This is a genomic window from Streptomyces sp. NPDC040589 (genome assembly GCF_055594445.1).
Genome location: NZ_JBVIWP010000006.1, coordinates 389,244 through 408,654 on the forward strand (window position 1 = coordinate 389,244; position 19,411 = coordinate 408,654).

The following is a 19,411-nucleotide window of genomic DNA, read 5'->3' on the forward strand; positions in this document are numbered from 1 at the left end:
AGACTCTCCCTTCGCTATGGACATATCCGGGATCCAGCTCAGAGCCGTACGCGCGGCGCTGTTCACGGCCGTGGTCGTGACGCTCAGCACCGCGTCGCACGTGCTGCTGTCCCAGGTCCCGCTGCCGTTGGGCACGGTGGCCGCGGTCGCCGCCGCCGTGTTCGTGATCGCGTACGCCCTGGCGGGCCGCGAGCGCTCCTTCGGGCGGATCGCGGCCCTGCTGATCCCGCTGGAACTGGCCGCCGACACGGTGTTCACCACAGGTCAGCACGCCTGTTACGGCAAGGCGGGCGGCCCGGTCGCGGGTCCCTTGCGTTCGGTCGGCCTGGATGTGCTGTGCGGGGGCGGCGAGGTCGGCACCCCGCTGGCCCGGATGGCCGGGGCCACCGGCACCGACCGGCTCGCGGCCGCGGTCGCGCATGCCGACCCGGCCACCGCCTGGCTGCTGCTCGGCGCGCACATCGGCGTGGGGCTGGTCGCCGCCGTCTGGCTGCGCCGCGGCGAGCGGGCCCTGGCCCAGCTGCTGCGGGCCGTGGCGGCCGCGGTCTCCACAAGGGTCCGGCCGCTGCTGCTGGCGGTCGCCGCGGTCGCGGTGGAGCGGGCTCCGGCCGGGCGGTGTCTGCCGTCGCGCGCCGCCGACCGCACGCCCACCGCCCGCGACCGGATCCTCACGTACTCCCTGGGGCGGCGTGGACCGCCGTGCTCGCCCGCCTTCGTCTGAGGCGCTCCCGCACTTTTCGAGCCTTTCGAGCACAGGCAGTCCCCCTACGCATTCCGCACACCCACGTGTGCGCGTCCCCTTACGGAGAACACCACCATGAGCAAGCGGAACACCCAGGCGGCGAAGACGGCGGCCCGCGAGCGGCTGCGCGCCGAGCGCGAGCGCGAGGCCAGGCGCGCGAAGGTCAAGCGGCAGATCGTCGTCGCCTGCTCCATCGTCGGCGTCCTGGCGATAGCCGGCGGCATCAGCTACGCGGTCGTCCAGGCCAACAAGCCCAGCTACTGGGAGGGCCAGAAGGACGCCAAGGTCGTCACGCCGGCCAACACCACGGGCGCCAAGGGCACCACGGTCGTCATCGGCAAGGACTCGGCCAAGAAGACCCTGAAGGTGTTCGAGGACCCGCGCTGCCCCGTGTGCGCCCAGTTCGAGCAGACCGTCGGCCCGACCGTGAAGAAGGACATCGACGACGGCAAGTACAAGATGCAGTTCATCGGCGCCACGTTCATCGACAACAAGGACAACGGCGAGGGCTCCAAGAACGCGCTGAGCGCCCTGGGTGCCGCGCTGAACGTGAGCGACGACGCGTTCCTCGACTACAAGGCCGCGCTGTACTCGGCGAAGTACCACCCCGAGGAGACGACCGACGAGTTCAAGGACGACAGCTACCTCATCAAGGTCGCGAACACCGTCCCCGAGCTGAAGAACAACAAGAAGTTCCAGGACGCGGTCGAGAAGGGCACCTACGACGCCTGGGCGATGGCCATGTCGAAGACCTTCGACGACAACAAGGAGGGCGTGAAGGGCACCCCGGGCTTCGCCATGGACGGCAAGCAGCTCACCGCCGACAGCCAGGGCACGCCGCTGATGACCGTGGCCGACTTCAACCGGGTGGTGGGCCAGGCCCTCAAGAAGTGACGGCGGGTCCGGTACGGGCCACCACGTGAAGAGCGGGCGAACTTTCCGAGTTCGCCCGCTCTGGTGCGTACCGACCAGTAACCTGATCGTCCGTGACCAGTCGATACAGATCATCGAAGACCTCCGAGGGCATCAACTCCCTCAACCCCCGCCGCCGTACGGTCGTCAAGGCCGCGGCGGCGACCGCTGTCCTGGCCGGGCCGCTCGCCGCCTCCCTGCCCGCGCGCGCCGCCGACCAGGCTCCCGCCTTCCTGCACGGCGTCGCCTCCGGTGACCCCCTGCCGGACGGCGTCCTGCTGTGGACCCGGGTGACCCCCGTCCCGGAGGCGATACCCGGCTCCGGGCTGGGTCCGGACACCGTGGTGAGCTGGGTCGTCGCCGAGGACCGCGCGTTCACCACGATCGTCGCCAAGGGCTCCACCACCGCGACGGCCGCCTCCGACCACACGGTGAAGGCCGACATCCGGGGCCTCAGGCCGGCCACCGACTACTGGTTCCGCTTCTCCTCCGGCGGCACCGACTCCCCCGCCGCGCGCACCCGCACCGCCCCGGCGGCCGACGCGGCCGTCACGAACCTCCGCTTCGGCGTGGTCTCCTGCGCCAACTGGGAAGCCGGTTACTTCTCCTCGTACCGCCATCTCGCGGCCCGCGGCGACCTGGACGCCTGGCTGCACCTCGGCGACTACATCTACGAGTACGGCACCGGCGAGTACGGCACGCGCGGCACCGTCGTACGCCCGCACGCCCCGGCCCACGAGATCGTCACGCTCGCCGACTACCGCATCCGGCACGCGCGGTACAAGACCGACCCGGACCTCCAGGCCCTGCACACCACGGCCCCGGTCGTGGCGATCTGGGACGACCACGAGTTCGCCAACGACGCCTGGTCGGGCGGTGCCGAGAACCACACGGAGGGTGCGGAGGGCGCCTGGTCCGCCCGCCAGGCCGCCGCCAAGCAGGCCTACTTCGAGTGGATGCCGGTGCGTCCGGCGATCGCGGGCACCACCTACCGGCGGCTGCGTTTCGGCAAGCTGGTCGACCTCTCGCTGCTGGACCTGCGGTCCTTCCGCTCGCAGCAGGTCAAGGTGGGCAACGGCGAGGTCGACGACCCGGACCGCACACTCACCGGCCGCGCCCAGCTCGACTGGCTCAAGGCGGGACTGAAGGCGTCCGACACCACCTGGCGGCTGGTCGGCAACTCGGTGATGATCTCGCCGTTCGCCATCGGCTCGCTCTCCGCCGATCTGCTGAAGCCCCTCGCCAAGCTGCTCGGCCTGCCGCAGGAGGGCCTGGCCCTCAACACCGACCAGTGGGACGGCTACACCGACGACCGCCGCGAGATCCTCGCCCACCTGCGCGCGAACGCGATCCGCAACACGGTCTTCCTCACCGGCGACATCCACATGGCCTGGGCCAACGACGTACCGGTGGACGCCGGCACGTACCCGCTGTCCCCGTCCGCCGCCACGGAGTTCGTCGTCACGTCGGTCACCTCGGACAACCTCGACGACATCGTCAAGGTCCCGGAGGGCACGGTCTCCGCGGTCGCCTCACCCGTCATCCGCGCCGCCAACCGGCACGTCCACTGGGTCGACACCGACCGCCACGGCTACGGCGTCCTGGACATCACGGCCGAGCGCGCCCAGATGGACTACTACGTCCTCTCCGACCGGGCGAAACGCGACGCGACCGCCAAGTGGACCCGCTCCTACCGCACCCGCAGCGGCACGCAGAAGCTCGAGCGGGTCTACGACCCGGTGTGAGCGGCCTTCCACGAGAAGGCACGAAGACCGCAGTGCTCGTGGCGGCCCTGGCCCTCGCCGGAGGTACCGCCAGTGCCGCCCAGGCACAGGAGTCCGCCGCCGCGGCACCGGCCTACGTCACCCTGTCCGTGCTGAACCTTGGCGGCGCGCCCGTCCAGGAGCGCGTCTGGCGGATGACCGTCGGCTACAAGCTGTCGAGGAAGCCGAGCGCCACCCGCCAGGTGGCCTCGGCGGCCTCCTCGTCGTAGTCCGGCAGGTCGGGGTCGGTGTAGAGGTGGCCGGCCCCTGCGTACCGGTACACCTCGACGTCCGCGCCGGTCCGGCCCATCTGCAGATACCAGGCGCTGAGCCAGTCGTCCGTCTCGAACGGATCCGGCTCCGCCACATGCAGCTGGACCGGCAGGTCGTCCGCCGTGACGTCCGGCGCGATGTCCGACGTGCCGTGCAGGAGCAGCAGCCCGCGTGCCTTGTCGTCGCCGAGGGCGAGGGTCTGGGCGATCGAGGCGCCGAGCGAGAATCCCGCGTACACCAGCCCGCGCTCGGAGTAGGGCGCGGCGGCCAGCACGGCCCGCTTCAGCAGCTCGTCCTTGCCGATCTTCTCCTGGTGCTCCATGCCCTCCTCGACCGCCTCGAACGTGCGCCCCTCGAAGAGGTCGGGCGTCCACACCTCGTGTCCGGCCGTGCGCAGCCGGTCAGCGGCCTGGAGCACCGCGGGCCGCAGCCCCTGGGTCGAGTGAAAGAGCATGATGTTCATGAAGCCCATGGTGCCAGCCGGGTGTGACACCGCGAGATCGCGGCAGTACCCACGACCGGACGGAAGTCACATGTTCATGCCTGCCGGTGGCCGGTTAGGTTCGGGGCATGGAGAACCTGCTGCGACCGCTGATCGTGGTCGGTGGCTCGGTCGTGCTCACGCTGGTGATCGGCTGGGCCACCGACTTCCTTCTGCGCAAGGCTGACGAACGACATCACGAGACCCAGCTGTGGGGTCTGCTCCGCCGCGGCCGTATCCCCTACCAGCTCGTGCTCTTCGCGGCCCTCCTGAGAGGGTCCTACGACGAGGCGCAACTGCTGGACGACCACCGCGAGGGCCTCGGACAGGCGCTGACGCTGCTGCTGATCGGATCGGCCGCCTGGCTGGTGATCCGTATCGCCGGGGCGATCGTCGAGACGTCGTACAGCCGGTACGCCAGCGCCCGGGCCCACCGCGACCCGGCCAGGGTCCGCCGCGTGCGCACCCAGGTGACGCTGATCATGCGGGTGGTGTCCGCGGTCGTCGGCGTGGTGGCCACGGCGAGCATGCTGCTGACGTTCCCGGCGTTCCGGGCGGCGGGCGCCTCACTGCTGGCCTCGGCCGGCATCCTCGGCATCGTCGCCGGTGTCGCCGCCCAGTCCACGCTGAGCAACATGTTCGCGGGGTTCCAGATCGCCTTCGGCGACATGGTGCGCATCGGGGACACCGTGGTGGTGGACGGCGAGTGGGGCACGGTCGAGGAGATCACGCTGACGTTCCTGACCGTCCACACCTGGGACGAGCGCCGGATCACCATGCCGGTCTCGTACTTCACGTCCAAGCCGTTCGAGAACTGGTCGCGCGGCACCCCGCAGATGACCGGCACCGTCTTCTGGCACGTCGACCACACGGCCCCGGTGGACGCGATGCGCGAGAAGCTCCGCGACATCCTGCGCGAGTGCCCGGCCTGGGACGGCCGCGCCTACAACCTGTGCGTCACGGACACCACCCCGAGCACCCTGCAGGTGCGGGCCCTGGTGACGGCCAAGGACGCGGACGACATCTGGACGGTACGGGTCACGGTCCGCGAGCAGATGGTCCGCTGGCTGGCCGACGAGCACCCGTACGCCCTCCCCCGGGTCAACACGGCGGACGCGCTCCTTCCGCCGTCCTGGAACAACGGTCACCGCCCGTCGCAGGACGGCGTCCCGCCCCAGCAGCGCCGCTACCACGGCTCGGCGCGGCCGGAGCGCTGACGACACCGGCGAACAAGCTGACAAAGGGGGCTGCCCGTACCGCGGGCAGCCCCCTTCCCCGTCCGGTCAGTGACCGCGTTCGGCGCCGCCGTTGACCTGGATGATCTGGGAGGTGATGTGCCCGGCGCCCGAAGAGGCCAGCCAGTGCAGGGTCTCGACGACGTCACCGGGGGTACCGGCCCGCCCGTTCGAGGTCTCCTCGACGAGCCGCGCCCGCCGCTCCTCGCTCATCGCGTCCCCGAAGAACTCGGTGTCCTCGACATAGCCGGGCGCGACCACGTTCACGGTGATGCCGCGCGGCCCCAGCTGCCGGGCCAGATCATGGGCGTAGGGATGCAGACCCGCCTTGGCCGCCGCGTAGGCTCCGCTCCCGGATCCCCGGTAGGCGGCGATGGAACCGAGGAACAGCACCCGCCCACCGGGCTCGGCGAGGCGCGGCCTCAGAGCCTCGGTGAGCAGCACGGCGGTCAGGGTGTTGAGCCGGAAGTTCACGGTCCAGCTGTGCGCGACGGCCTCGAGCGGATCGTCACTGCCGGGGTCCGGCTCGAGCAGCCCATTGCCTCCGGCGCTGTGCACGAGCACGTCCACGGCCCCGAACTCCCGCTCCACGAACCCGGCCACACCCCGCACGTCCGCCGGTTCGGTGAGATCCGCGGCATACGTCCGCGCCCCCGGCACCCCGGCCTTCTCCAGCACATCGGCCCGCCGCCCGAGCAACAGGACCTGATCCCCGCCCGCGGCGAACGCCCGGGCCGCCGCGAGCCCGATCCCGGTCCCTCCACCACTGATCACAACATTCCGAGCCATACGACGACCCTACGACCCGTCAGCCGCCGACGGCGAAGACCCCGCCGGGAAACCGCTCACCGCATCGACCGCACATCAAGATGACGCAACACCCGGTCCACGACCTCCGGATCGGCCCCCGGCTCACTCCGCGCCGCCAGCACCTCGTGCCGCGCGGCACTCAACATCTCCTGCTGGATCCGCCGCACCCGCTTCAGCCGCCGCGCGCGCTCCTGGGAGGCCTCCCGCCGCTCGTCCTCCGCGACCTCGGGACTGATCCGCACCCCGATGTCGAAGGCCCGCCGCACCATCTGCTCGGACAGTTCCTCCGGGAGCTCCTCCTGCTCCTCGATCTCGCGCAGCCTCCGCTTCGCCGCCTTGGACGCCCGGATCGCCAGCTCCTTCGCGAGTTCCTTCTCCCGGTCCGTGTCGGCCTTCACGCCCAGCCGCCGCACCAGCCACGGCAACGTCAGCCCCTGCACCACCAACGTCGCCACGATCACCCCGAACGCGATGAAGATGAGCTCGTCCCGGTTGGGGAACGGCGCCCCGGCGTCCGTCTCCAGCGGAATGGCCAGCACCAACGCCACCGAGGCCACCCCGCGCATCCCCGACCACCACATCACCACGGTCTCGCGCCAGCTCACCGGGATGTCCTCGTCGTAGTCCCGCCGCGCGTGCAGCCGTTTGGTCAGCCAGGTCGCCGGCAGCAGCCACAGCAGCCGTACGAACACGACGACGACCACCACGACCGCCGCCCAGCCGAGCAGCTCGCCCCACCGGCCGGACGCGGTGCGAATGGCGTTGTGCAGCTCGAGACCGACCAGCCCGAACGCGACGCCGGTGACGAGCGTGTCGACGATGTTCCAGAACGTGTGCCCGGCCAGCCGTGTCATGACGTCGTCGGCGTCGGACCCGTACTCCGCGAGGAACACCGCGGTGGTGAGCACGGCGAGCACTCCGGACCCGTGCAGTTCCTCGGCCATGACGTACGAGGCGTACGGCACCAGCAGGGTCAGCCCGATCTGCAGGGTCGCGTCCCCGAGCAGCTCCATCAGCTTGTTCGCGCCCCAGCCCAGCGCGATGCCCACGGCCGCCCCCACCACGGCCGACAGCACCAGATCGAGGCCGGCCTGCCAGGGCGAGAACGTCCCACTGACGGCGGCGGCGATCGCCACGTGGTAGAGGACGATGGCCGTCACGTCGTTGAACAGCCCTTCACCCTCCAGGATCGACACCAGCCGGCGCGGCAGCCCCAGCTGCCCGGCGACGGCGGTCGCCGCGACCGGGTCCGGCGGCGCCACCAGCGCACCGAGCGCGAACGCCGCGGCGAGCGGCAGCCCCGGCACGATCGCGTCGGCCGCGGCGGCCACACAGGCCATGGTGACGAACACCAGCGCCACGGCCAGCAGGAAGATGGGTCTCTTGTTCGCCGCGAACTGCCGCCATGACGTGCGCCGCACGGCGGCGTACAACAGGGGCGGCAGCAGCAGCGGCAGGATGAGGTCGGGCGGGATCTCGACGTTCGGTACGAAGTCGAGCAGCGCGAGGACTATGCCCAGGAGCGTCATCAGCACCGGCGCGGGCATCCCCAGCCGGTCCCCGACCGGGACGCTGATCACGGCCCCGAGCAGCAGCACGAACAACAGGGCCAACTGATCCACGGTCAGCGCTCCGGGAGGTCAGACGGTCATACGACTGGACTCAAGCCTGCCACGCAAGTCCACGGACAAACCGTTTCGGCACCCGCGGCGAGCGGCTACAGCGAACGCCGCATCCCCTGGTGCGGGATACCCGCCTCCAGATACTCCGGCCCGTACGCCTCGTAGCCGAGCCGCGCGTAGAAGCCGAGCGCGTGCGTCTGGGCATGCAGGTCCACGGTCGCGAGCCCACGCGCGCGTGCGGCGTCCTCGATGGCCCGCACCAAGGCGACTCCGACACCGAGGCCGCGCGCCTGGCCGGCCACGGCGAGCCGGCCGAGGGAGCCCACGGACGGGTCGGCCCCGGTCTGCGCCACGGCCGCCTCGCCGTGCAGCAGCCGCCCGGTCCCGAGCGGCACGCCGTCCTCCCGGACGGCCAGCACATGCACGGCCCCCGCGTCGTACGCGTCGTACTCGAGGTCCTCCGGCACACCCTGCTCGCCGACGAAGACCTCCTTGCGCACCGCGAAGCACGCCTCACGGTCGGCGGGGTCCTCCGCGACACGCACCGCATACCGCGGCGTGCTCATGCGTACGTCTCCTCCCGGACCTGGTCCAGGGCCTTCTGCAGGTCCTCCGGGTAGTCGCAGGAGAACTCCGCCCACTGACCGTCCCCGGGGTGCTCGAAGCCGAGGCGCACCGCGTGCAGCCACTGGCGGGTCAGGCCGAGGCGCTTGGCGAGGGTCGGGTCAGCGCCGTAGGTCAGGTCGCCGACACAGGGGTGCCGGTGGGCGGCCATGTGGACGCGGATCTGGTGGGTGCGGCCGGTCTCCAGCTTCACGTCGAGCAGCGACGCCGCTCGGAAGGCCTCGATGAGGTCGTAGTGCGTGACGGACGCCTTGCCCTCGGCGGTGACCGCCCACTTGTAGTCGTGGTGGGGGTGGCGGCCGATGGGCGCGTCGATGGTGCCGCTGGTCGGGTCGGGGTGGCCCTGGACGAGCGTGTGGTAGCGCTTGTCGACCGTGCGCTCCTTGAACTGGCGCTTCAGCGAGGTGTACGCGTACTCCGACTTGGCCACGACCATCAGCCCGGAGGTGCCGACGTCGAGGCGGTGCACGATGCCCTGGCGCTCCGCGGCCCCGGAGGTGGAGATCCGGTACCCGGCGGCGGCCAGGCCCCCGATGACGGTCGGCCCGGTCCAGCCGGGCGACGGGTGCGCGGCGACGCCCACCGGCTTGACGATCACGACCACGTCATCGTCGTCGTGCACGATCTCCATGCCCTCGACCGGCTCGGCCACCACCTGCACCGGCGCGGGCGCCTGCGGCATCTCGACCTCCAGCCAGGCGCCGCCGTGCACGCGCTCCGACTTTCCGACCACCGACCCGTCGACCGCGACCTTTCCCGCGGCGGCGAGTTCGGCCGCCTTGGTCCGGGAGAAGCCGAACATGCGGGAGATGGCGGCGTCGACGCGCTCGCCCTCCAGTCCGTCGGGCACGGGCAGGGTGCGGATCTCGGGAATCGTGCTCACCCGTCGAGTATGCCGGACGGGTCCGACAGTCCCGTACGGCGCCTGTCAGTCCTTGTGGACGGTGCCGTCCGGGTCGAGCCCCTTGAACGACAGCAGCACGATCAAAATCCCGCCGCACACGATCGCCGAGTCGGCCAGGTTGAAGACGGCGAAGTGCTTGGGCGCGATGAAGTCCACGACCGCGCCCTCGAAGACACCCGGCGCACGGAAGATCCGGTCGGTGAGGTTGCCCAGCGCACCGCCGAGCAGCAGTCCGAGCGCGAGCGCCCAGGGCAGGCTGTAGAGCTTGCGGGCGAGCCGGGCGATCACCACGATCACCGCCGCGGCGATCATGGTGAAGATCACCGTGAAGGCCTCGCCGAAGCCGAAGGCCGCACCCGCGTTGCGGATCGCCTCGAACTTCAGCCAGTCCCCGATGATCTCGATGGGCGGGTGGTGCTCCAGCTTGGCCACCACGATCATCTTGGTGCTCAGGTCGAGGGCGTACGCGAACAGGGCGACAGCGAACAGGACCGCGATACGGCGCTTGCCCCGGGGCTGCGGGGCCGTGGGCTCCGGCTCACCCGAACCGGGCTCTCCGGTGGCCCGGGTGCCCTCGGAGTCGGCGCGCTCGCCCGACGCCGCGTCCTCGGGCCGCTCCTGCCCGTCCCCGGCAGCATCCGGTGTGTCCGGCGTACCGATGATGCGCTCCGCCTCTGCCACGTGAGTCCCTCAACCTAGGTCCTTGACTGAGGACGAGGGTACGACACACCCCGTGCCCCCCACGTGCTCAGGAGGCATTCGGCCGCCGGTCAGTACCTGCGCTCCTGCTTCTGCTTGCACTCCACGCACAGCGTGGCCCGCGGGAAGGCCTGCATCCGGGCCTTGCCGATGGGGTTGCCGCAGTTCTCGCACAGGCCGTAGGTGCCCGAGTGGAGGCGGTCCAGGGCGCGCTCGGTCTGGATCAGCATCTCGCGCGCGTTGGCGGCCAGGGCCAGCTCGTGCTCGCGGGTGATGTTCTTGGTACCGGTGTCCGCCTGGTCGTCGCCCGCGCCGTCCCCGGAGTCGCGCATCAGACCGACGAGCGAGCGCTCCGACGACGTGATCTCCTCACGCAGCCGGGTCTCCTCGGACGTCAGCTCGGCACGCGCCTCCTCGACCTCCGCCTCCGTCCAGGGGTCCTCCCCCGGGCGTACCGCGAGCTCACCGGGCTCCGCCGCGGCGACCCGTGCCTTCGGAACGGCGGTCTTGGCCGCCGTCGCCGTGCCAGGAGTCTTCTTCGCACCCACCGTGGTCGCTCCCGTCTGCGTCGCGGCCTCGGCCGCGCCCGCCTTCTCGGCCGTGCTGTTCCCGGCCTTGTCCTGTGTGACCGCGCCGGTCCGGGCAGTGCCCTTCCCGGTCGCGCTCCTCGTGGTGGTGCTCTTGCCTCCGGCGCGCACGCCCTCGGCCCCGACGCTCTTCCCCGCGGCGACGGCCTTGGCGGCCTTCGCCCTCTTGACCGCGGCCTTCTTCTCCGCGGCCTCACCGGCAGCGGCCTTCCTGGCCACTGCCTTCTTCCCCGCGCTCTCGCCGACAGCAGCCTTCTTCCCCGCTGTCTCTTCGGCAGCCGCCTTCTTACCGGCGGCCTTCCGCTCCGCCGCCCCGCCGGCTGCGGCCTTCCTGCCGGAGGCCTTCCGCTCCGGCGCCCCGCCGGCTGCGGCCTTCCCTCCCTCAGCCTTCCGCTCCGCCGTCTCACCGGCAGCAGCCTTGTCGGCCGCCGCCTTCTTGCCCGCGGCTTTCCCGGCTGCGGCTTTCGCTCCCGCAGCTTTCTCGGCCGCGGCCTTCTTGGCCGTCGCCTTCCTGACCGCCACCTTCTTGGCTGCCGTCGTCTTGGCCTCAGCCCTCTCAGCCTCAGACTCCTCGGCGGCTTTCGCTCCCGCAGCTTTCTCGGCCGCGGCCTTCTTGGCCGTCGCCTTCCTGACCGCCACCTTCTTGGCTGCCGTCGTCTTGGCTGCCGCCTTCTGAGCCTCACCCCTCTCAGCCTCAGGCTTCTCGGCCGCGGTTCTCTCAACCGCAGCCTCCTCGACCCCAGCCCTCTCGGCCTCAGCCTTCTCGCTCGGCCCCGTGGCCGCCGCCGTCCTGGCCGCGACCTTCCTGGCCACGGCCTTTCCCGCAGCGGTCTTCTTGGCCGTCACCTTCTTGACCGCCGCCTTGGTCCTGGTGACAGCCGCCTTCGTCCCCCCGGTCGCCTTCTCGGTCGCCCCTTTCGCCGCCCGCCCCGCCGAGCCTCCCTGCGTGGTCTTCTTCCCACCCGGGTCCTTGGGCGCACCGCCGGAGGCCTCCGCGGACCTGCCGGACGCCGGCTGCTGTACGGCGGTCTTCTTCGCCACCATGGCCGCGGCCCCTTCACATATTGTGACCTTGCTCGCGAATCGTGCTGGGACGATAAATCGACTTGAGTCCCGCGGCAACGGGGCACACCGCCCGATTCGCCCGCCTCGCGCATGCCGCGCGGCGAACCTGCATCCGTTGTGCCCAACTCCCCGCCCGGTAATCCGCCGAGCCGGACGTCCCAGGATCCGAAGACCCATACCTCGCCATTCGGGTCATCAAACCCAAACCGCGCCTCCCGCGTCACCCCGTCCCCGGCGGCCCCGAAAAGCGGTCGGCCGCTGTCCGCCCGGCGCCGTACACTGGGCGGAGCGAAAAGCGTGGATGGGGACGAGTAGCGGCGTACGCAGCCCAGAGCGACCCGGGGACGGTGGAAGCCCGGGGGCGAGCGCGACGTGAAGATCACCCCGGAGCCGCCGGAGGAAAGCCGCAGCCGAACAGCAGCGGCCGGTAGAACCGGCATCGCGACCCAATGAGGGGGCTCACCGGCGCACACCCCGCACCGGAGGGCCAAGGAGGGTGGTACCGCGGGAGCGCGCCGAAGACGGCGCAGGCACAGTCACAGCTCTCGTCCCTCCGGACGGAAGGCAGCAAGTCCGCCGGAGGAAGCCCGCTGATGACATCGCCGACGTACCGCCAGGTGCCCGCCCAGGTCGACCTGCCCGCCCTCGAGCACACGGTGCTCGCCTTCTGGGACGAGCAGAAGATCTTCACCAAGAGCCTGGAGCAGTCCGAGGGCCGCCCCGAGTGGGTGTACTACGAGGGCCCGCCCACCGCCAACGGCATGCCCGGCGCCCACCACATCGAGGCCCGCGTCTTCAAGGACGTCTTCCCCCGCTTCCGCACCATGCGCGGCTACCACGTCGCCCGCAAGGCCGGCTGGGACTGCCACGGTCTCCCGGTGGAGCTGGCGGTGGAGAAGGAGCTCGGCTTCTCCGGCAAGCAGGACATCGAGGCGTACGGCATCGCCGAGTTCAACGCGAAGTGCCGCGAGTCGGTGACCCGGCACACCAACGCCTTCGAAGAGCTCACGACCCGCATGGGGTTCTGGACCGACCTCAACGACCCCTACCGCACCATGGACCCCGCGTACATCGAGTCGGTGTGGTGGTCGCTCAAGGAGATCTTCAACAAGGGCCTGCTGGTCCAGGACCACCGCGTCGCCCCCTGGTGCCCCCGCTGCGGCACGGGTCTGTCCGACCACGAGCTGGCGCAGGGCTACGAGACGGTCGTCGACCCGTCCGTGTTCGTCCGCTTCCCGCTCACCTCCGGCCCGCTCGCCGGCGAGGCCGCGCTCCTGGTGTGGACGACCACGCCCTGGACCCTGGTCTCCAACACGGCCGTCGCCGCGCACCCCGAGGTCACCTACGTCGTCGCCACCGACGGCGAGGAGAAGCTGGTCGTCGCCGAGCCGCTCGTCGCCAAGGCCCTCGGCGAGGGCTGGGAGACCACCGGCCAGACCTTCACGGGCGCCGAGATGGAGCGCTGGACGTACCAGCGCCCGTTCGAGCTTGTCGAGTTCCCCGAGCCGGCCCACTACGTGGTCAACGCCGACTACGTCACGACCGAGGACGGCACGGGCCTCGTCCACCAGTCCCCCGCCTTCGGTGAGGACGACCTCAAGGTCTGCCGCTCCTACGGCCTGCCCGTCGTGAACCCGGTCCGCCCGGACGGCACCTTCGAGGAGGACCTGCCCCTGGTCGGCGGCGTCTTCTTCAAGAAGGCCGACGAGCAGCTCACCGCCGACCTCGACGAGCGCGGCCTGCTCTTCCGGCACGTCCCGTACGAGCACAGCTACCCGCACTGCTGGCGCTGCCACACCGCGCTGCTGTACTACGCGCAGCCCTCCTGGTACATCCGCACCACGGAGATCAAGGACCGTCTCCTCGCGGAGAACGAGAACACCAACTGGTTCCCGGACACGGTCAAGCACGGCCGGTACGGCGACTGGCTGGACAACAACATCGACTGGGCTCTCTCCCGCAACCGCTACTGGGGCACGCCGCTGCCGATCTGGCGCTGCGAGGACGACCACCTCACCTGCGTCGGCTCCCTCACCGAGCTGACCGAGCTGACCGGCACCGACCAGTCGGGGCTCGACCCGCACCGCCCGTACATCGACGCGGTCACCTTCGCCTGCCCGCAGGACGGGTGCGGCCGGACGGCCACGCGCGTGCCCGAGGTCATCGACGCCTGGTACGACTCGGGTTCGATGCCGTTCGCGCAGTGGGGCTACCCGTACAAGAACAAGGAGACCTTCGAGGCCCGCTACCCGGCGCAGTTCATCTGCGAGGCCATCGACCAGACCCGCGGCTGGTTCTACACGCTGATGGCGGTCGGCACCCTGGTCTTCGACAAGTCGTCGTACGAGAACGTGGTCTGCCTCGGCCACATCCTCGCCGAAGACGGCCGCAAGATGTCCAAGCACCTGGGCAACACCCTGGAGCCCATCCCGCTCATGGACCGGCACGGCGCCGACGCGGTCCGCTGGTTCATGGCGGCCGGAGGCTCCCCCTGGGCGGCCCGCCGCGTCGGCCACGGCACCATCCAGGAGGTCGTCCGCAAGACGCTCCTCACCTACTGGAACACGGTCGCCTTCCAGGCCCTGTACGCCCGTACGTCGGGCTGGGCCCCGTCGGAGGCCGACCCGGCCCCGGCCGATCGCCCGGTCCTGGACCGCTGGCTGCTGTCCGAACTGCACGCGCTCACCGACCAGGTCACCCAGGCGCTCGACGCCTACGACACCCAGCGCGCCGGCAAGCTGCTGTCCGCGTTCGTCGACGACCTGTCGAACTGGTACGTGCGCCGCTCCCGTCGCCGCTTCTGGCAGGGCGACAAGGCGGCGCTGCGCACGCTGCACGAGGTCGTCGAGACGGTCACACAGCTGATGGCCCCGCTGACCCCGTTCATCACCGAGCGGGTCTGGCAGGACCTGATCGTTCCGGTCACCCCGGGCGCCCCGGAGTCGGTCCATCTGTCCTCCTGGCCGCAGGCGGACCTCACGGCCATCGACCCGGAGCTGTCGAAGCAGATGGTGCTGGTGCGCCGGCTCGTGGAGCTGGGCCGTGCCACGCGCGCGGAGTCCGGTGTCAAGACGCGTCAGCCGCTGTCCCGCGCCCTGATCGCCGCGTCGGGCTTCGACGCGCTGGACGCCGGGCTGCGCACCCAGATCACGGAGGAGCTGAACGTCGAGTCGCTCGCGACCCTGAGCGACGTCGGCGGCAGCCTCGTCGACACCACGGCCAAGGCCAACTTCCGCGCGCTGGGCAAGCGGTTCGGCAAGCGCGTCCAGGACGTGGCCAAGGCCGTCGCGAACGCGGACGCGGCCGCCCTGTCCCTGGCCCTGCGCGAGGGCACGGCGTCGGTGGAGGTCGACGGCGAGACCATCACGCTGGCTCCCGACGAGGTGATCATCACGGAGACGCCGCGCGAGGGCTGGTCGGTGGCGTCCGACTCGGGTGCCACGGTCGCCCTCGATCTGGAGATCACGGAGGAGCTCCGGCGTGCGGGCCTGGCCCGTGACGCGATCCGGCTGATCCAGGAGGCCCGCAAGAACAGCGGCCTCGACGTGGCCGACCGCATCGCGCTGCGCTGGACCGCCACGGACGCGGCGACGGTCGCGGCCCTGACCGGCCACGCTGGCCTGATCGCCGACGAGGTCCTGGCGACGGACTTCGCCCAGGGCGAGGCGGACGACACCTACGGCGAGCCCTTCAGCGACGAGGGTCTGTCCCTGACGTTCCGCCTGCGCAAGGCGTAACGCTCAGACCGAAGGCCCGGTCCCGCCAAAGATCTTGGTGGGACCGGGCCTTCGGCGTTGCGTCGCACGAACGCGGTTGCGTACGCACGAACAGGCATGGCAAAGGGCGAGGCCCCGGGATCAACCCGGGGCCTCGCCCTGAACGCTGCCGATGTCTACGCCGTACTACTGGCCATCAGGCCGTCAGTTGTCATCCTCGTCGATCAGGAAGCCCCGCATGGGCGAGGGCGCCTGACCCATCGGCGACGGGCCCTGCGGACGCACCGGCGCCATCGGCTGGGTCATCGCCGGCGACATCTGCTGCTGACCGCCGTAGGACGGACCGGACGGCGACGGGGCGCCGCCCATCGACTGGTTGCCGCCACCGTAGGACGGGGCGCTCGCGCCGGCCGGAGCCATGGAAGGCGCCGGGGACGGCGGGAGGGACGCGGCAGCCGGAGTGCGCGGCGGAGCCAGCGAGTCGTCGGCCTGGGTCTCCAGCTGACGCAGCTGCGACTCCAGGTACGACTTCAGGCGCGTGCGGTACTCGCGCTCGAAGCCGCGCAGGTCCTCGACCTTGCGCTCCAGCGTGGCGCGAGCGGACTCCAGGGAGCCCATCGCCACGCGGTGCTTCTCCTGCGCGTCCCGCTCCAGGGCGTCGGCCTTGGCACGGGCGTCACGCTCCAGACCCTCGGCACGCGAACGCGCTTCCCCGACGATCTTGTTGGCTTCGGAACGGGCCTCGGCGATCGCCTGGTCGGCGGTCTGCTGGGCCAGCGAGAGGACACGGGCGGCGCTGTCGCCACCGGGGCCTCCCTGACCGGGGCCGCCCATCGGAGGACCGCCCATGGGGCCGCCCATCGGACCACCCATCTGCTGCTGCATCTGCTGCTGCATCGGGCCCGGACCGCCCGGACCCTGGCCCATGGGGCCGGGACCCTGCGGACCACCCTGACCGCCGGGACCGGCGGGCAGCTGCGGGGCACCGCTCGGCAGCTGGGGCGGACCACCCATGGGGCCACCCATCTGCTGCTGCGGCGGGCCCGATATGCCGGCGGGTACGGGACCACCCGGACCGCGCATGCCCTGCTGCTGTTGCTGCTGCTGTTGCTGCTGATCCTGCTGGGGCTCCGGAGGCTTGCGCATGTTCTGCTGGTTCTGGGCAGCAGCGCGCGTGGCCGCGGCCAGCTTGGCGCGCAGGTCCTCGTTCTCGCGGAGCAGGCGGGTCAGTTCGGCTTCGACCTCATCGAGGAAGGCATCGACCTCGTCCTCGTCATAGCCTTCTCGGAGGCGGACGGTCGTGAACTGCTTGTTCCGCACGTCCTCGGGGGTCAACGGCATCTCTTCACCTCAACGTAGTCGTCGGCATTCGGCAAGACGGTAGGTCACATCGCTCATCACAGCCGGCTCACGATCGAGATCAGGATGTAGACGATGATCATCAGTACGAAGAAGGACAGGTCTAGCGCCACGCCCCCGAGACGCAGCGGCGGAATGACCCGCCGCAGAAGCTTGAGCGGTGGATCAGTGACAGTGTAGGTGGCCTCCAGAACGACCACCATCGCCTTGCCGGGTTGCCATGAGCGGGCGAACTGGAAGACATAGTCCATGACCAACCGGAAGATGAGCACGATGAGGAAGCACATCAGCGCGATGTAGATGACATCCAAAACCACGCTCATGACCTGCGCTTCCCTCTCCCCTGTGCCCTGCTGGGTACTGCTGTTTCCGGTGGTGCGTCTCAGCTCTGGTTGAAGAACCCGCCCTCTGCGATGCGGGCCTTGTCCTCCGCCGTGACATCGACGTTAGCAGGCGACAACAGGAACACCTTCTGCGTCACCCGCTCAATACTGCCGTGAAGACCAAACACCAGACCAGCCGCAAAGTCGACAAGTCGCTTCGCATCTGTGTCATCCATCTCAGTCAGATTCATGATCACCGGAGTGCCTTCACGGAAGTGTTCCCCGATGGTACGGGCCTCGTTGTAGGTCCGTGGGTGGAGTGTGGTGATCCGGTAAGGCTCTCGTTCGGACACGACCTTGGGCATGATCACCGGTGCGTTCTTCTCCAGACTTGCGCGTTCTTGTGTGATGGATGCCACGGGCGCGATGCGCGCCGGGCGGCCGGATTCCGCGGGGAGCGAAGCGGAACGGGGGGCCGGTTCGCGAGGCGCGGACGGCTGTACGACTCGTACCTCTTCGTCCCTTTGGGGCTGATGTGAGACGTGCGGCTGATGGGACGGCTCGTGCCGTCGGTGGTCCCGCTCGGGCTCCGGGTCCAGTTCGGGTTCGAAGTCGTCGTCGGGGTCGAATCCGCGGCCGTCGTACCCATCGTCCTCCACGAGGCCGAGGTAGACCGCCATCTTGCGCATCGCGCCGGCCATGCTCTGAGTCCTCCGCTCTGTGGTGGATCTGCTGACGACTGCCAAGTGCCTGCGATCCACGAGGTCCTTGAGTCCGCCTATTGGCGGCAATGACCATATTTTCTGCTGTGGTCCGACTTCCTGGCGACGTTACCCGAGCCTGGGGCGGACTCCGAGTACCGCGCTGCCGACGCGCACATGTGTCGCTCCGGCCGCCACGGCCTGTTCGAGGTCCGCGCTCATCCCTGCCGAGACCATGGTGGCAGTCGGATGACTCCGGCGCAGGTCGGTCGACAAAACCATCAACCGCTCGAAAGCCGCCTGTTCGCGTCCCGCGTACTCGCCGGTGAGCGGCGCGACGGTCATCAGTCCGCCGAGCCGCAACCCCGGCGCCTCGGCCACGAGGCCGGCCAACTCCTCGATCCCGCCGGGGGCCACGCCGCCCCGCTCACCCCTCGCGCTCTCCCCGGCGTCGAGCGCGACCTGGAGGAGACACCCCAGTTCACGCCCGGTCCGGACGGCTTCCTTCGACAGAGCTGTGACGAGCTTGGAACGATCGACGGACTGCACGAAGTCCGCGTAACCGGCCACCGATCGCACCTTGTTGGTCTGGAGTTGACCGACGAAATGCCATGTAAGGGGCAGATCCGCGCAGGCGGCGGCCTTGGGGGCCGCGTCCTGGTCGCGGTTCTCGGCGACATGCCGCACCCCGAGTTCCGACAGCACGCGCACATCGCTCGCCGGATAGGTCTTGGTGACCACGATCAGGGTCACTTCCTCGCGCCCCCGGCCGGCGGCCGCGCACGCCTCCGCGATGCGCCGCTCAACATTCGCCAGATTCGCGGCGAGTTCGTCCTTACGGTCCGTCATGCCCCATCAGTCCAGCCACACATAGCCCGCGAGTCGACCGGTGGTGCGGTCGCGGCGGTACGAGAAGTGATCGTTCGACTCCAGCGTGCACACCGGAGACCGCGCCAGGTCGCGCACCCCGAGCCGTTCGAGCTGGGCGTGCACTCCGGCACTCACGTCGACCGCCGGAGTGCCCCAACTGGTTTCGGCGTACGCCGCCGGCTCGACGGCGGACACCTCGGCGCGCATCGCCTCGGGTACCTCGTAACACCGGCCGCAGACGGTGGGCCCGGTGCGGGCGACGATCCGGGAGGGCTCGGCGCCCAGTTCGGTCATCGCGCGTAGCGCGGCCGGGACGACCCCGGCGATCATGCCGGGCCGGCCCGCGTGAGCCGCTGCGACGATCCCGGCGACCGGGTCGGCGAGCAGGACCGGCACGCAGTCCGCGGTGAGCACGGCGAGGGCGAGCCCCCGCTTCACCGTGACGATCGCGTCGACCGACGGAATCTCGGACGAAGATCCCCACGGCCGGTCCACCACCGCCACGTCGGCTCCGTGCACCTGGTTCATCCAGACCACCCGGTCCGGCTCGACACCCAGGGACTTGGCGGCCAGGTCCCGGTTGGTGCGTACGGCGTCGGGGTCGTCGCCGACCGCTCCGCCGAGATTGAGCTCCTCATACGGAGCGGCGCTCACTCCGCCCCACCGGTCGGTGAAGCCGAAGTGCGCGCCGCTCACGCTTTCGCGCTGTCCTATCACGACTGAAG

General features: G+C 70.4%; 18 protein-coding genes. 6 read left to right on the forward strand and 12 right to left on the reverse strand.

Annotated features, from left to right (window positions below; all coding sequences use genetic code 11):
- Positions 1-16 precede the first annotated feature (16 nt).
- The 4 genes from ACZ58V_RS27700 to ACZ58V_RS27715 all read left to right on the forward strand — a co-directional run bounded on the left by ACZ58V_RS27700 (position 17) and on the right by ACZ58V_RS27715 (position 3,647).
- A complete protein-coding gene (locus tag ACZ58V_RS27700; RefSeq protein ID WP_468193647.1) occupies positions 17-721 on the forward strand; it encodes a hypothetical protein in 705 nt (234 codons plus the stop codon).
- 96 nt (positions 722-817) lie between these two features.
- Entirely contained in the window at positions 818-1,636 is an 819-nt protein-coding gene (locus ACZ58V_RS27705) for a thioredoxin domain-containing protein (RefSeq protein WP_471293191.1), read from the forward strand.
- A 92-nt stretch (positions 1,637-1,728) separates the two neighbouring features.
- On the forward strand, positions 1,729-3,399 hold the full coding sequence (locus tag ACZ58V_RS27710) for an alkaline phosphatase D family protein (RefSeq protein WP_423571811.1): 1,671 nt from the start codon (positions 1,729-1,731) through the stop codon (positions 3,397-3,399).
- Positions 3,400-3,431: 32 nt separating this feature from the next.
- Positions 3,432-3,647, forward strand: coding sequence for a hypothetical protein (locus ACZ58V_RS27715; protein WP_471293193.1), 216 nt, complete (start codon positions 3,432-3,434; stop codon positions 3,645-3,647).
- On the opposite strand, the gene ACZ58V_RS27720 is transcribed toward ACZ58V_RS27715, so the two are convergent.
- Complete coding sequence (locus ACZ58V_RS27720; RefSeq protein ID WP_193480551.1) at positions 3,584-4,153, reverse strand: dienelactone hydrolase family protein; 570 nt, start codon at positions 4,151-4,153, stop codon at positions 3,584-3,586. The two genes, ACZ58V_RS27715 and ACZ58V_RS27720, sit on opposite strands and share 64 nt — an antisense overlap.
- Positions 4,154-4,260: 107 nt before the next feature.
- Here ACZ58V_RS27720 and ACZ58V_RS27725 point away from each other — a divergent pair, with 107 nt between their 5' ends.
- Positions 4,261-5,388, forward strand: coding sequence for a mechanosensitive ion channel family protein (locus ACZ58V_RS27725; protein ID WP_468193480.1), 1,128 nt, complete (start codon positions 4,261-4,263; stop codon positions 5,386-5,388).
- Positions 5,389-5,454: 66 nt separating this feature from the next.
- Here ACZ58V_RS27725 and ACZ58V_RS27730 read toward each other — a convergent pair whose 3' ends face one another.
- The 6 genes from ACZ58V_RS27730 to ACZ58V_RS27755 form a co-directional block, all read right to left on the reverse strand.
- Positions 5,455-6,195, reverse strand: coding sequence for an SDR family NAD(P)-dependent oxidoreductase (locus tag ACZ58V_RS27730; protein WP_471293197.1), 741 nt, complete (start codon positions 6,193-6,195; stop codon positions 5,455-5,457).
- 56 nt (positions 6,196-6,251) lie between these two features.
- Positions 6,252-7,838: a Na+/H+ antiporter gene (locus tag ACZ58V_RS27735; RefSeq protein ID WP_468193484.1), complete on the reverse strand. Its 1,587-nt coding sequence runs from the start codon at positions 7,836-7,838 to the stop codon at positions 6,252-6,254.
- A gap of 95 nt (positions 7,839-7,933) precedes the next feature.
- Positions 7,934-8,404 (reverse strand): GNAT family N-acetyltransferase, encoded by a 471-nt coding sequence (locus tag ACZ58V_RS27740; RefSeq protein WP_468193486.1) that lies wholly within the window; start codon positions 8,402-8,404, stop codon positions 7,934-7,936.
- Entirely contained in the window at positions 8,401-9,345 is a 945-nt protein-coding gene (locus ACZ58V_RS27745) for an RluA family pseudouridine synthase (RefSeq protein WP_189729057.1), read from the reverse strand. Before ACZ58V_RS27745 ends, ACZ58V_RS27740 begins: the two co-directional genes overlap by 4 nt.
- A gap of 45 nt (positions 9,346-9,390) precedes the next feature.
- On the reverse strand, positions 9,391-10,047 hold the full coding sequence (lspA, locus tag ACZ58V_RS27750; RefSeq protein WP_468193488.1) for a signal peptidase II: 657 nt from the start codon (positions 10,045-10,047) through the stop codon (positions 9,391-9,393).
- A gap of 89 nt (positions 10,048-10,136) precedes the next feature.
- Positions 10,137-11,696: a TraR/DksA family transcriptional regulator gene (locus ACZ58V_RS27755; RefSeq protein WP_471293201.1), complete on the reverse strand. Its 1,560-nt coding sequence runs from the start codon at positions 11,694-11,696 to the stop codon at positions 10,137-10,139.
- 614 nt (positions 11,697-12,310) lie between these two features.
- Here ACZ58V_RS27755 and ileS point away from each other — a divergent pair.
- The gene (gene ileS / locus ACZ58V_RS27760; protein ID WP_468193490.1) at positions 12,311-15,454 is read left to right on the forward strand and encodes an isoleucine--tRNA ligase; all 3,144 of its coding nucleotides are present in this window, start codon (positions 12,311-12,313) and stop codon (positions 15,452-15,454) included.
- Positions 15,455-15,637: 183 nt separating this feature from the next.
- On the opposite strand, the gene ACZ58V_RS27765 is transcribed toward ileS, so the two are convergent.
- From ACZ58V_RS27765 to pgeF, 5 genes are all read right to left on the reverse strand, one after another.
- The gene (locus tag ACZ58V_RS27765) at positions 15,638-16,774 is read right to left on the reverse strand and encodes a DivIVA domain-containing protein (RefSeq protein ID WP_468193491.1); all 1,137 of its coding nucleotides are present in this window, start codon (positions 16,772-16,774) and stop codon (positions 15,638-15,640) included.
- 56 nt (positions 16,775-16,830) lie between these two features.
- Positions 16,831-17,115 carry a YggT family protein gene (locus ACZ58V_RS27770; RefSeq protein ID WP_115908676.1) on the reverse strand — a complete coding sequence of 95 codons (285 nt, stop codon included), beginning with the start codon at positions 17,113-17,115 and terminating at the stop codon, positions 16,831-16,833.
- A 59-nt stretch (positions 17,116-17,174) separates the two neighbouring features.
- On the reverse strand, positions 17,175-17,816 hold the full coding sequence (locus ACZ58V_RS27775; RefSeq protein WP_466202682.1) for a cell division protein SepF: 642 nt from the start codon (positions 17,814-17,816) through the stop codon (positions 17,175-17,177).
- Positions 17,817-17,945: 129 nt separating this feature from the next.
- Positions 17,946-18,665 carry a YggS family pyridoxal phosphate-dependent enzyme gene (locus ACZ58V_RS27780; RefSeq protein ID WP_471293204.1) on the reverse strand — a complete coding sequence of 240 codons (720 nt, stop codon included), beginning with the start codon at positions 18,663-18,665 and terminating at the stop codon, positions 17,946-17,948.
- Positions 18,666-18,671: 6 nt separating this feature from the next.
- Entirely contained in the window at positions 18,672-19,403 is a 732-nt protein-coding gene (pgeF, locus tag ACZ58V_RS27785) for a peptidoglycan editing factor PgeF (protein ID WP_471293206.1), read from the reverse strand.
- Between the last annotated feature and the right edge of the window lie 8 nt (positions 19,404-19,411).